Source organism: Mycobacterium sp. SMC-14, from assembly GCF_046250075.1.
In the GTDB taxonomy this organism is placed as follows: domain Bacteria; phylum Actinomycetota; class Actinomycetes; order Mycobacteriales; family Mycobacteriaceae; genus Mycobacterium.
Genome location: NZ_CP176429.1, coordinates 156,639 through 169,117 on the forward strand (window position 1 = coordinate 156,639; position 12,479 = coordinate 169,117).

Consider the following 12,479-nt stretch of genomic DNA (forward strand, 5'->3'; position numbering starts at 1 on the left):
GAATAAATACCCCGCGGGGGTATGCGCTAAAGTGGGCGCATGAGAACGCTCCTGACCGTCGTCGTCGCGGCCGGTGTCGGCATGGCCGCCGGCGGGTGCCATCACGCGCCCACGCCGGCGCCCGAGACGTCGACCAGTTCGGCGGGAATGGCCATCGGCAGTCCAGCGGACGTGACGTTTCTGGAGGACATGGTGATCCACCACCAGCAGGGCTTGGAGCTGGCGGCCCTGGCGCCCGGCCAGAGCGCGAACCCTGCGCTGGTGGCGTTCGCCGACCAAAGTGCAACCCAGCAGCGCACTGAGCTACAGGGATGCCAGGCGCAACTGTTGCAGTGGGAGGTCCCCGGCGGTCATTCCGGCCGGGACCACGCCGCTGAGATTCCCGGCATGGTGGACCAGGCCACCATAGACAAGCTGCGTGGTCTGCGCGGACAGGCATTCGACACGTTGTGGCTGCAGTCGATGATCGCCCACCACCGTGGCGCTATCGCGATGGCGCAGAACGAAATCGAACACGGCGAGAGTCCTGAGGCCATCAGCATCGCGCATTCGCTCGTGCCGTTTCAGCAAGCCGAGATCAACCAGATGAACCAACTGTTGGGGGCGCCATGACCACCGAAGCTCCGGGATACTCCCCGCGCAAAGACAACTACGCCAAGCGGTTGCGCCGCATCGAGGGTCAAGTGCGCGGCATTGCCAAGATGATCGAGGACGACAAGTACTGCATCGACGTCCTCACCCAGATCAGCGCGGTCAACAGCGCGTTGCGGTCCGTGGCACTGAACCTGCTCGACGAGCACCTGGCGCACTGCGTCAGCGGGGCCGTTGCGGCCGGCGGCGCGGAGGGCGATGCGAAACTCACCGAAGCTTCGGCCGCAATCGCGCGGTTGGTTCGTTCCTGACCCCTGCGCCGCTACCATGTGACCCAGCAGTTACCGGGGGCGCCATGCGGCACACACCACTCGACGCTGCCCCCAACACATGACTGTCGAAACCGGAAATGCCCGATTGAGGCCGTGGACGCCACAGACCACGGCACGGTTGGCGATCCTGTCCGCCGCGGCTTTCATCTACGCCACTGCTGAGATCCTGCCGGTGGGTGCGCTGCCCGCCATCTCGGCCGGGCTGGGCGTGAGCGAGGCGCTGGTCGGGACCTTGCTGGCCTGGTATGCGGTGGTGGCAGCGGCGACCACGCTTCCGCTGGTGCGCTGGACCGCATTCTGGCCGCGCCGCCGGGTGCTGCTGCTGACCCTGGTCTGCCTGACCGCCTCGCAGGTGATCTCGGCGCTGGCGCCGAACTTCGCCGTGCTGGCCGGCGGCCGTGCGCTGTGCGCCGTCACGCACGGCCTGATGTGGTCGGTGCTGGCGCCCATTGCCACCCGGCTCGTGCCACCTAGCCATTCAGGCCGCGCGACGACGGCGATCTACGTCGGCACCAGCCTGGCACTGGTGGTCGGTATCCCGCTGACCTCGGCGATGAGTCTGCTGTGGGGTTGGCGGCTGGCCGTAGTGGTGATCACGGTGGCGGCGGCGGCCATCACCCTGGCAGCCCGACTTGCCCTGCCGGCCCTGGTGCTCAGCACCGACCAACTGGCGCTGGTCGGCAACCATCACCACCGCAACGGGCGACTGGTGGCGGTGAGCACGCTGATGCTGATCGCCGTCACCGGGCACTTCATCTCCTACACCTTCATCGCGGTGATCATCGGTGACGTGGTCGGTGTCCCCGGGGCCCGGCTGGCCTGGTTGCTGGCCGCGTTCGGCGCTGCCGGGCTGATCGCGATGCCGCTGTTGGCGCGACCGGTGGATCACCGGCCCAAATTGGTCACCGGCGGCTGCATGGCTGCGATGTCGGCGGCGTTCGTCGTCCTGGCGGCGCTGTCGATCGGCGGGCGTCACACCACCGGCACCACGGTGGTGGGGGCGGCCGCGATCGTGCTGTGGGGGGCGATGGCGATGGCCGTGTCGCCGATGCTGCAGTCGGCGGCGATGCGCACCGCACCCGACGACCCCGACGGGGCGTCGGGGCTGTACGTGACGGCGTTTCAGGTCGGCATCACCGGCGGCTCGTTGGCCGGCGGGCTGTTGTTCGAGCGGGCCGGGACCTCGGCCATGTTGGCGGCGTCGGCGGTGCTGGTCGGCATCGCCGCAGTCGGCATCGTGGCCAGCAAGCGCCTGTTCATCGTTCCCTGACCGTCCTGGCTCGGTAACGTTCGCCACTTCGCTGACAGCCAAAGCCGCTGTTCAGAAACCTCCTTTCCGTCGTTGTGTGCGGAATTCCGTCCGCCGTCGGAGTTAGCTGGAAACCGTCCTGTGAGACACTGGGATCAAGATCGTGACCGGAGGTAGGTAGATGTCGGGATGGAAGCTCGCGCAACTCGGCGCGTGGCTCAGCACCGCTGGCTTGGCCGCGAGTCTCACGCTCGGTTGCGGATCAGCACTGGCCGACCCGCCCCAGCAGCCCGGCGACCCGGCCGCAGCGGATGCCGGCCCGGCCGATCCAGCCGCGCCGCCGCCCCCGCCGGAGTTCCCGCCGCCCCCGCCTGAGCTGCCGCCTCCGCCGCCGCCGGGCGACCCGATGGCGTTCCCGCCTCCGCCGCCCCCCGAGCTCGCGCCCGGCCTACCCGCCGCGCCCGAGGGGGTCCCCCCGGGTCCAGACCCGCAGGCGGTTCCCGCTGGGTCGGCAGACCCGTCGGCCCCGGCGCAGCCCGGTGCGGTGCCGGCCGCCGCCTCCGGACCGGTCGTCGGGCAGAATCCGGAGCCGTTCACCGGCACGGCGCCGTTCCTGCCGCCATCCTTCAACCCGGTCAACGGCTCGATGGTGGGTGTCGCCAAGCCGATCATCATCGACTTCCAGCGGCCGATCGCCGACAAGGCGATGGCCGAGCAGGCCATCCACATCTCGTCGAACCCGCCGGTGTCCGGCAAGTTCTACTGGATGACGCCGAGCCAGGTGCGATGGCGTCCGCTGAACTTCTGGCCCGCTCACACCGTCGTCAACATCGACGCGGGTGGTACCAAGTCGAGCTTCCGCACCGGGGACTCCCTGGTGGCCACCGCCGATGACAAGACGCACCAGATGACGATCACCCGAGACGGCAAGGTGGAGAAGACCTTCCCGATGTCGATGGGGATGAGCGCCGGGGGACACGAGACCCCCAACGGCACCTACTACGTGCTGGAGAAGTTCCCCACGGTGGTGATGGACTCCTCCACCTACGGAGTTCCGGTGAACTCCAGCTGGGGATACAAGCTCACCGTGCAGGATGCGGTCCGGATCGACAACAGCGGCGGGTTCGTGCACAGTGCGCCGTGGTCAGTGGCCGATCAGGGAAAGCGCAACGTCAGCCACGGCTGCATCAACCTCAGCCCGGCCAACGCCAAGTGGTTCTACGAGAACTTCGGCAGTGGCGATCCCGTCGTGGTGAAGAACTCCGTCGGCACCTACACCAAAAACGACGGCTCCCAAGACTGGCAGATGTAGGGGGCGCGCCCGCAACCGCTGCTCGTGCCGGGGCGCTCGGCGGCGATCAGCTCCAGATGCGCACCCGCGAAGCGGGCTCTAGGTAGAGCGCATCGTCGGGCGTGACACCGAAGGCGTCGTAGTAGGCGTCCATGTTGCGGATCACCCCGTTGCAGCGGAACTCCGGCGGTGAATGCGGATCCACCGCCAGGCGCCGGATTGCCTCGGCGTCACGGGATTTCGTGCGCCACACCTGCGCCCAGCCGAAGAAAACGCGCTGGGTACCGGTCAAGCCGTCGATCACCGGGGCCTCGGCGCCGGCCAGTGACAACTGGTAGGCGAGCAGAGCTATGGAAAGCCCGCCGAGATCGCCGATGTTCTCCCCGACGGTGAACGCGCCGTTCACGTGGCGGTCGCCATCCAGTTCACGCGGCACATAGTTCTCGTACTGGGCGATCAACGCGCTTGTGCGGGAACCGAATTCGGCGCGGTCGGCGTCGGTCCACCAGTCGATCAGGTTGCCGTCGCCGTCGTACTTGGCGCCCTGGTCGTCGAAGCCGTGCCCGATCTCATGGCCGATCACCGCGCCGATACCGCCGTAGTTGGCCGCGTCGTCGGCATCGGCGTCGAAGAACGGCGGTTGTAGGATCGCGGCGGGAAAGACGATCTCGTTCATTCCCGGGTTGTAGTAGGCGTTGACGGTCTGCGGTGTCATGAACCATTCGTCGCGGTCCACCGGCTGGCCCAACTTGGCCAGTTCGCGGTCATAGTTGACCGCATAGCCACGCAGGTAGTTGCCGTACAGGTCGGCTGGGTCGGTGACCAGCGCGGAGTAGTCCCGCCAGGCGGTGGGGTAGCCGACCTTGGCGGTGAACTTGTCCAGCTTGGCCAACGCCCGCTCGCGCGTTTCCGGGGTCATCCAGTCCAAGTTGGTGATGCTCGCCCGGTAGGCCTCGCGGAGGTTTCCCACCAACTCGTCGATGCGCGCCTTGGCATCCGGCGGGAAATGCCTTGCTACGTAAAGCTTTCCGACGGCATCGCCCATCAGGGACTCAACCACTGACACGCCACGCTTCCAGCGGTCCCGGATCTGCTCGGTGCCCGACAGCCGCCGTCCGTAGAACTCGAAGTCCTCGGCGACCAGCTCCTCGGTCAGGAGACCTGCGCGAGCATGAATGACCCGCCACCGTGCCCAGTCCTGCCAGTCGGCGAAGTCCGCGCTCTCCCACAGTGCGGCGAACGCCGTCAGAAAGTCCGGCTGGCGCACCACCAGCTCGTCGAGTCCGGCTGAGGCGCCGGGATGCACGCCGAGGGCGTCCACCCAGCCGGCCCAGTCAAAGCCGGGCGCCTCGGCCGGCAGCCCGGCGAAGGTGCGCAGGTTGTACGTCAGCTCGGCGTCGCGCCGCTTCACCACGTCCCAGTGCGCGCCCGCCAATCGGGTCTCCAGCGCCACGATGCGTGCCGCGGTCCCGGCGTGGTCGTCCGGTGCGCCGCCGTAGACCAGAGCAAACATCGCCGCGATGTGTCCGGGGTAGGCGGCCAGGATCTCGGCGTGCTGTTCCTCGCGGAAGTAGGACTCGTCGGGCAATCCGATGCCCGACTGGCTCAGGTGCAGCAGGTAGCGGGTCGAGTCCTTCGAGTCGGTGTCCACATAGAGTCCGACGCCGCCGCCGACCCCGGCGCGCTGACCTGCGCCCAGCACCCGCGCCAGGGCCTCGCGGTCTCCGGCATTGTCGATCGCGGACAGCTCCCGGCGCAGCGGCTCCACCCCGCGCCGGCGGATGGTCTGCTCGTCCAAGAAGCTGGCGTAGAGGTCGCCGATCCGGCGCTCGTCGGTGCCAGCCGCATCCGCACTCGCCTCGGCCGACTCGCGGGTTTCATTGAGCAGGTCACGAACCTGGACCTCGGCCCGGTCGAACAGAGCGCGGAAGGCGCCGTCGGTGGCACGGTCCGGTGGCATCTCGTAACCGTCGAGCCAGCGGCCGTTGACGTGACCGAACAGATCGTCCTGCGGCCGCACGCCACTATCTATATAGGTGAGATCAAGGCCGGATCGGGTGGCTGATGAGGTCACCGTCCCATCCTTCCACGGCGAACCGTAAAGCTCTCCTGTAGCGTCACCGCCATGCCTGACGAGGAACAACCCGACGTCTCCAACGAGATGGACGACGGAATCATCGAACCCGGCGCCGTCACTGCTGAGAGCGCCGAGGATCAGGACGTTGACGCCGTAGAGAAGGTCGGCAAAAAGGCCCCGGCGAAAGCCGCGAAGAAGGCCGCCCACGGCAAGCCCGCTCCGGCGGCCTCGGGCGGCGGCCTGTCGGGCTACGGGTGGGGGTCGGTGGCCCTCGGCTTGGTCGCGGTGGCCGCATTGGTCTTCAGCCTGATCACGTTGAAGGTGCACTACGACGACGTCAACGAGCGCGGTTACCGCAGCCGGGTCTTGCAGACGGCGGCCAGCTGGACCAGCGTGCTGATCAACTTGAACGCCGAGAACGTCGAGAAGGGCATGGCGCGGCTGCGGGACAAGACCGTCGGCGAACTCAACGGCGAGTTCGACGCGGCCCTGGCGCCCTACCGTGACGTGGTGCAGCGGATCCAGTCGCGCAGCAGCGGCCGGATCGAAGCCGTCGCCATCGAGCTGGAGCACCACGACCTCGACGAGCCGGCCGCGACCGGCAGTGACAAGCCGTCGAACCCCGGCCGCACCGATCCGGTGATGGTGATCGCCACCTCCGTCGCCGAGAACGTCGGCGGCAGGCCGCAGACCGTGCACTGGGCTCTGCACCTCGACGTCACCGACGTCGCCGGCAATCTGATGATCTCCCGATTGAGGTCGATTCGATGAGCAAGCTGGAACTTCTGAAATCGCGGACGCTGTGGCGGGTATTGGCCGTCGACATCGCCGCGCCGCTGGCCGCGATCGGTGGCCTGGTGCTGGTCGGGCTGCCGCTGGACTGGCCGGTCTGGTACGTGTCGCTGTGCTCGGTGCTGGTGCTGCTGATCGTCGAGGGCATGGTGGTCAACTTCGTGCTGCTGCGCCGCGATGCGGTCACGGTCGGCACCGACAACGAGCGGCCCGGCCTGCGCTTCGGGGTCGTCGGTCTGGCCGCGGCGGCGCTGGTGGCCGCGGCGGTGCTCGGATACCTGCGCTGGACGGTTCCCGACCGCGACCTGGAGGCGGACTCGGGCGAGGCGGTCAAGACCGCGGTCGCCATGGCCGAGGCTGCGGCCACGGTTTCGCCGGCCAACCCGGACGCATCGATCGAGAAGGCCGCGACCTACATGGTCCCGGACCGGGTCAACGCGTTCCGGGAGAGCATCGGCCGGACCGCCACCGAGATGGCCAACCGCAACATCGCGGTCGAGGCGCAGACGCTCAGTGCCGGTGTCGAGGCGCTCGGGCCGTCGGCCGCGCGGGTCGCGGTCGTGATGCGCAGCGTCCAGACGGTGGCGAACCAGCAGGTCAAGCAGTCGGTTGTGCCGGTGCGGGTGACGCTGACCAAGCGTGGCGGTCAGTGGCTGGTGCTGGAGATGTCACCGATCCACGCCCGCTGACGCGCGGGGGAGGGGCGACCGGCGTCAGACGACGTCGGGCGCCTCACGCGTGTGGAGCTTGACGAAACGGTCTGACAGTCGGCGCATCCGGATCATCAGCGAGGCGGGCGGGCTGACCGTGCCACTGAGGTATTCGCCGAGCGTGTCGGCGGGAACCCCGACCCGCGAGGCGAACTCCTGCTGACTCAGGCCCGACCGCTCGATCAGTACCCGCATGTGACGCCCGACCTCGGCGCGCTCGTTGGCCTCCAGGTGTGCTCTGGTGCGGGTCAGGACCTCCGACAGTGCCTTGGCGATGCCGAAGGATTCGGTGCCCTCCAGCACCTCCTCGACCTGGCGTGCGGTCCGCCCGTAGGGGTCGCGCTTGAGCGCTACCACGATGAGCTGCCAGGTGGCGATGTCGCCGGTCTGCAGTGCAGCGCGGATAGCCGACGTGGGCCAGAACTCGACCGGCCGGTCGGTGTCGCCGGACGGCTGCCGGGGCAGCGGCCCACGGCGTCGGTCCGCGGCCAACGTCACCTCGCCTCCTCCAGCATCGCCACGGCAACTGCCAGGCAGCGCCCTTGGACGTGTTCCCAGTCCGTACTCGCTCCAAGCGCATCGTCGCCGGTGGCGTAGTCGCCGCGTGCGGTGGGCTCCGGATCGGCGAGTCGACAGACCAGCTGGGTGGCCATCCAGTGTCCGTCGGCTGGTTGACCAGAGTAGTACGCATCGATTTCGCTGAGTGCCCCAGCAACGGTTTTCGGGCCCAGCGCATCGGCGAGCTCGGCCAGCCCGGCGTAATCGCGGGGGCTGTTGCGCGCCAGTGCCAGGTAACCCGCCAGGCGCAGCGTTTCGGCGCCGGTGGGGATCTGCAGCCGGTCACCGGTGGGCAGTTGAACCGCGGCGGTCTCCATCGGACGGCACCGGGTCAACGACGGGACGTCAAGCCCGATCTCGTTGGCTGCCCACGATTCGGTTTCCAGCGCGTCGAGCGCGATGGCAAGCCGGCGCCGCCACACGGTGACCGGGTGCACCGGACGGATCGTGCGGGGTTGTGCCCGGTCGGTACCGGTACGCGACTGCCAGCCACCGGCCAGCCGGGCCAGCGCATGGCTCACCGCCCTGCCGCCGGCCGGCGACGATCCCGCCGGCCCGGTAGCGACCGGCAGTGCTTCGATCTTGCTGGTGGCCATCTCGGCCACGCCGCAGCCGCGCAGGGCCAACGGGTCGCTGACACAGACCGCGTCGGGAACCAGTCCCTTGAGCCGGGCCGCCGACTTGACCACCACCCGAAGGTCGGCGCTGGGCGTGATCAGGGCGGAGATGTCATCGGGGATCACTACGACGTCGCCCAAATCCACTGTGGGCAGCGGCTTTTCGAAGTCCACCGACGGCAGGATCCGGGCCAGCCAGCATGGCAGCCACCAGTTCCACTCGGCGAACATCGCCATCAGCGCGGGAACCAGCACCAACCGCACCACCGTGGCGTCGACCGCGATCGCCACCGCGCAGGCCACTCCCAGCTCGGCGACCAGGGGCATGCCGGCGAACGCGAATCCGATAAAGACCGCGATCATGATCAACGCGGCGCTGGTGATGGTGCGTGCGCTGGTGCTCACTCCATAGGCGACGGCGTCGTGGGTGTTGCCGGTCTGCAGGAAGCGCTCGCGGATACGGGTCAGCAGGAAGATCTCGTAGTCCATCGACAAGCCGAACGTCATCGCCAGCACGAGCGGCGGGATGAACGTGTCGATGGAACCGGTCGCGGCGAACCCGAACCGTTCCAGCCAGCCCCACTGGAACACCATCACCAGGCTGCCGTAGGCAGCGGCCACCGAGAGCACTGTCATCACGACGCCCTTGAGCGCCAAGAACACCGACTGGATCGAGACCAACAGCATCAGGAAGGCGATCAGCGCCACGAAAACCAGCACCATGGGTTCAGCGGCCGCAACCCGGTCGTCGAAGTCCTTGATCAACGCGGTCGGTCCGCCGACATCCACCTGTACCGCCGGCGAGCCGGCCGCCGCAGGCAGGTGTTCGCGCATCCAGTCGACGGTTGTCCGTGCGGCCATGTCCTCGGGATCGACGGACAGCACCGCAGACAGCAGGCCGCTGCTGTTGTCATTGCCGAAGACCGGCGGGGACACCGAAGCGATGTTGGGGGCCTGCGACATCTCCTGGCGGATTGCCGTGAACGTCTCGGCATGGGCCGGCGCTGACGCGTTCGCGCCGGGGATGGTCACCAACACCCGGACGGGTCCCAGCGCACCTGGGCCGAGGGCTTGAGCAGCTGCGGCCACCCCGCCCCGGATCTCGTGGGAGGAGTCGAACTGGCGGAGCATGCTGTTGCCCAGCGACAACGACAGGGCCGGGGCCGCGAGCGCCAGCAGGAAACCCGCGGCCACCAAGGCCGAGGCCCAGGGGCGCCGCATTACCGAAGCCGTCCAGCTGGTCCAGAACCGTGACTGTGCGGTCTGCGGGCTGCGTGCCCAGTGCAGCAGCGCCGACCGTTTGGCCACCGCCCGGCCGAACAGGGCCAGCACCACCGGGGTCAGACTGACCGACGCCAGCACCGCCACCGAGACAGCCAGGATCGCTCCGGTCGCCATCGATACCAGCACCGGCGTGTTGATCAGATAGATGCCGGTCAGGGAGGCCACCACGGTGAGACCCGACAGCACCACCGCCAGCCCGGACGTCGCCATCGCCGCATCGACGGCTTCCTGCGGTTGGCGACCGGCCCGCAGTTCCTCGCGGTAGCGCATCAGAATGAACAGTGAGTAGTCGATCGCCAGCGCGATCCCGAACATCGACACCGTCGACGTGACGAACACCGACATCGCGGTGAACATCGACAGCAGATAGACCAGCCCCATGGTGACGATCACCGTGCCGATCCCGAGAGCCAGCGGGATGGCCGCGGCCGCCAGTGAACCGAACACCGCCAGCAAGACGATCAGCACGATCGGCAGGTTCCAGCGCTCGGCTGCGCCGATGTCCTGTTTGGTCTTCGCCGACGCCGCGGCGCCGAGCGCACCCTGCCCGATCACGTAGAGGTTCACCGAACCGTTGTCGATCCGGCCGGGCTGTTCACCTTCCACGCCCAGCTTCGTGCGCAGCCTCTTGGCGACGTCGACCGCGCCGGTGTTGTTGAAGTCCACCCGCAGCGACACCACGTAGGGTCGGTCGGGCCGCGGCGGCGGCTGCGTCGTATCCGGCAGCACCGTCACGCTGGGAACTTCGCCGGCGGACCGCTGGAGCAGCGCGACGGCGTCCTTCATGTCCCGGTAGGTGGCGTCGGCGCGGGGTGCGGCCACCAAGGCCAGCGGTGACGCGCCCTGCTCGGGAAAGTGATCCTCGAGCTGGTACTGCACATGCAGCGACTGCGATCCCTGGACCTCGAAGCCGCCACCGGTGAGATGTCCGGACTGGGTGGCGGCGAGATAGAGCGAGGGGATCACAGCCAGTAACCACCCTGTGAAGACCACCCAGCGGAATCTGCGCAGGTTGCTGCTGAAGCGCATCATGAACTGCTGGATTTCGTCTCTCCCCGCTCTCGCCCGCACTGGTGCGCCGCGTGCTGCGAGCCTACCGCAGCAACGTGTCGCGCTGGCCGTTTCTCTCGGCTCTGAGCTGCTCCGATGCCGTCCGGGAACCGCATTGTGACCAGGCCGACCCGTACTCGGGTGGCGGCATCTGGTGGTTACTGTCAGGATGGGGAAAAGGCCGTCTTTCGATCTGCCGTTGCTGCCGGGGGGCATCGCGCGCACACCCAAACCACCTTCGAAGCGTCATCCGCAACGTGGCGGGGCTCGTCGTGGCCGATCGGGAATCCCGCCAGTTGTGAGGAGAACACGTGAACATCACCAATCTGCGTCGCAGTCCGTCGGGCACTGGCGTCTTTGCTGCCGTGCCCGTTTTGTTGGGCGGGGCCGTCACGGCCGCGCTGCTGGCCACTCCGTCGGCACCCTCGGCGACCGCAGCCAAAGATCCCTGCGTGGCCAGCGAGATTGCCCGGACCGTGGGCAAGGTGGTGACCTCGACCGGTGATTACCTGGACTCGCACCCGGACACCAATCAGGTGATGACCGGTGCGCTGCAGCAGCAGCCCGGCCCGCAGACGCTGGCAAACCTGAAGGCGCACTTCGACGCCAACCCGAAGGTCGGGGACGACTTGGCCAAGATCACCGCGCCGGTGCAGGAGGTGACCGATCAGTGCAAGCTGGCGGTCAGCCTGCCGCAGGTGCTCGGGCTCCTGCAGGCCGTGCAGGCCCAGGGCGGCCTGCCGGGTGGCGGGTTGCCCGGCGGCCTGCCCGTCGGTGGTCTGCCCGTGGCCGGTCTGCCGGTGAGCGGACCTGGAGCCGGGGCGGTGACTCAACCGATAGCGGTTCGCTGAGGACCGGCGCGTAGTCGTCGATGTCGTGATCGGCCGCGTTGTCGGTGCGGAAAACGAAGAAGAACACCACCCAGCCGGCGGCTGATACCAGCACCCAGCTGATCATCCGATAGATCAGCACTGCAGAGATGGCATCTGGCAAGGTCAGGCCGCTCGATACCAGGCCCGGCACCAGCACGGCCTCCACGACCAGCAGGCCACCGGGGATCAGCGGAATCGTTCCCGCCGCGCGGGCGGCGGCGTAGGCCACCGTCAAACCGGCCACCGACGCCCGCCCACCGGTGGCATAGGCGGCGCAAGCCAAGCAGGCGACGTCGGCGATCCAGTTGAACAGGGACCAGCCGAATGCCGTCGACAGATCACGGCGGCCCAGACTCACCGACTCCAGTTGGCCCAGTATCTTGCGCCAGGTCGCAAGCCCGGCATCCACAGGCCGGGCGCGCACCGAGTTGACCCAGGACAGCGCGCGGACGCCGACGCCGTCGATCAGCTCCGGTCGTGAGGCGACCGCCTGCGCCAGCAGCAGGAGCGCGATGAAGCCGCCGAGGGTGAACAACAACGAGAACGGATTGCTACGGGCACCGAGAATGAACGCGCCACCCAGGCCCAGCACGGCCAGCCCGACCGCCTGCAGCACCCCCGACATCACCAGCTGCCACGACGCCACCACTGGCGATGCGCCCCAGCGCCGTTGCTGGCGATAGAGGAAGGTCGCCGACAGCACCGGGCCGCCCGGCAGGGTGGTACTGAGCGAATTGGCGGCGTAGAAGGCGGCCTCGGACCGCCGCTGAGTGACGCGCACACCGGCCGAGCCCAGCAGGGTCCGCTGGATCTGCGCGAAGCTGTGCATCGACGCCGCCGCGGCCAGCACCGCCCCTAACAGCCAGCGGCCATCGGCTCGGCAGAGACTGCGCCATGCGGCAGACACCTGGTCCCAGACCAGGACGATCTCGACCGTCAGCACCACCGCGACCAGACCCACGATTGCCGGGCGCACCCAACGGTATTTGCTGCCGGGGCGCTGGGGAGTCAAGGTTTCTCGCCCGACGGCTTCGCGAACGACGACGTCTTGCGCGA

Annotated in this window: 10 protein-coding genes and 1 pseudogene; 7 read left to right on the forward strand and 4 right to left on the reverse strand. The window is 68.3% G+C overall.

Features of this window, described 5'->3' with window-relative positions:
• Positions 1-39 precede the first annotated feature (39 nt).
• From ACKY0W_RS00790 to ACKY0W_RS00805, 4 genes are all read left to right on the forward strand, one after another.
• On the forward strand, positions 40-612 hold the full coding sequence (locus ACKY0W_RS00790; RefSeq protein ID WP_406782322.1) for a DUF305 domain-containing protein: 573 nt from the start codon (positions 40-42) through the stop codon (positions 610-612).
• Complete coding sequence (locus tag ACKY0W_RS00795; protein ID WP_406758909.1) at positions 609-902, forward strand: metal-sensitive transcriptional regulator; 294 nt, start codon at positions 609-611, stop codon at positions 900-902. Before ACKY0W_RS00790 ends, ACKY0W_RS00795 begins: the two co-directional genes overlap by 4 nt.
• Before the next feature lie 79 nt (positions 903-981).
• Complete coding sequence (locus ACKY0W_RS00800) at positions 982-2,193, forward strand: MFS transporter (protein ID WP_409435979.1); 1,212 nt, start codon at positions 982-984, stop codon at positions 2,191-2,193.
• A gap of 160 nt (positions 2,194-2,353) precedes the next feature.
• On the forward strand, positions 2,354-3,484 hold the full coding sequence (locus tag ACKY0W_RS00805; RefSeq protein ID WP_409435980.1) for a L,D-transpeptidase family protein: 1,131 nt from the start codon (positions 2,354-2,356) through the stop codon (positions 3,482-3,484).
• Between the two features lie 46 nt (positions 3,485-3,530).
• Here the strand turns inward: ACKY0W_RS00805 and ACKY0W_RS00810 are convergent, their stop codons facing one another.
• Positions 3,531-5,537: a M13 family metallopeptidase gene (locus ACKY0W_RS00810; protein WP_409435981.1), complete on the reverse strand. Its 2,007-nt coding sequence runs from the start codon at positions 5,535-5,537 to the stop codon at positions 3,531-3,533.
• A 51-nt stretch (positions 5,538-5,588) separates the two neighbouring features.
• Here ACKY0W_RS00810 and ACKY0W_RS00815 point away from each other — a divergent pair, with 51 nt between their 5' ends.
• Both ACKY0W_RS00815 and ACKY0W_RS00820 read left to right on the forward strand, forming a co-directional pair.
• Positions 5,589-6,311 (forward strand): hypothetical protein, encoded by a 723-nt coding sequence (locus ACKY0W_RS00815; protein ID WP_409435982.1) that lies wholly within the window; start codon positions 5,589-5,591, stop codon positions 6,309-6,311.
• Entirely contained in the window at positions 6,308-7,021 is a 714-nt protein-coding gene (locus tag ACKY0W_RS00820) for a hypothetical protein (RefSeq protein ID WP_409435983.1), read from the forward strand. The genes ACKY0W_RS00815 and ACKY0W_RS00820 overlap by 4 nt, the downstream gene beginning before the upstream one ends.
• Before the next feature lie 24 nt (positions 7,022-7,045).
• Here the strand turns inward: ACKY0W_RS00820 and ACKY0W_RS00825 are convergent, their stop codons facing one another.
• Entirely contained in the window at positions 7,046-7,540 is a 495-nt protein-coding gene (locus ACKY0W_RS00825; RefSeq protein ID WP_409435984.1) for a helix-turn-helix domain-containing protein, read from the reverse strand.
• Positions 7,537-10,533, reverse strand: a complete 2,997-nt coding sequence (locus ACKY0W_RS00830; RefSeq protein ID WP_409435985.1) for an MMPL family transporter — start codon at positions 10,531-10,533, stop codon at positions 7,537-7,539. The genes ACKY0W_RS00825 and ACKY0W_RS00830 overlap by 4 nt, the downstream gene beginning before the upstream one ends.
• Positions 10,534-10,916: 383 nt before the next feature.
• On the opposite strand from ACKY0W_RS00830, the pseudogene ACKY0W_RS00835 reads away from it, so the two are divergent.
• Positions 10,917-11,216: pseudogene (locus ACKY0W_RS00835) on the forward strand (hemophore); the annotation flags it as partial.
• A gap of 19 nt (positions 11,217-11,235) precedes the next feature.
• Here the strand turns inward: ACKY0W_RS00835 and ACKY0W_RS00840 are convergent.
• Entirely contained in the window at positions 11,236-12,435 is a 1,200-nt protein-coding gene (locus tag ACKY0W_RS00840) for a YbhN family protein (RefSeq protein WP_409437906.1), read from the reverse strand.
• Between the last annotated feature and the right edge of the window lie 44 nt (positions 12,436-12,479).

What these genes read in the sequence shown, in the direction of transcription:
- ACKY0W_RS00790 (WP_406782322.1), top strand. Translation starts at nt 40, where the DNA reads ATGAGAACGCTCCTGACCGTCGTCGTCGCGGCCGGTGTCGGCATGGCC.
- ACKY0W_RS00795 (WP_406758909.1), top strand. Translation starts at nt 609, where the DNA reads ATGACCACCGAAGCTCCGGGATACTCCCCGCGCAAAGACAACTACGCC.
- ACKY0W_RS00800 (WP_409435979.1), top strand. Translation starts at nt 982, where the DNA reads ATGACTGTCGAAACCGGAAATGCCCGATTGAGGCCGTGGACGCCACAG.
- ACKY0W_RS00805 (WP_409435980.1), top strand. Translation starts at nt 2,354, where the DNA reads ATGTCGGGATGGAAGCTCGCGCAACTCGGCGCGTGGCTCAGCACCGCT.
- ACKY0W_RS00815 (WP_409435982.1), top strand. Translation starts at nt 5,589, where the DNA reads ATGCCTGACGAGGAACAACCCGACGTCTCCAACGAGATGGACGACGGA.
- ACKY0W_RS00820 (WP_409435983.1), top strand. Translation starts at nt 6,308, where the DNA reads ATGAGCAAGCTGGAACTTCTGAAATCGCGGACGCTGTGGCGGGTATTG.
- ACKY0W_RS00830 (WP_409435985.1), bottom strand. Translation starts at nt 10,533, where the DNA reads ATGATGCGCTTCAGCAGCAACCTGCGCAGATTCCGCTGGGTGGTCTTC.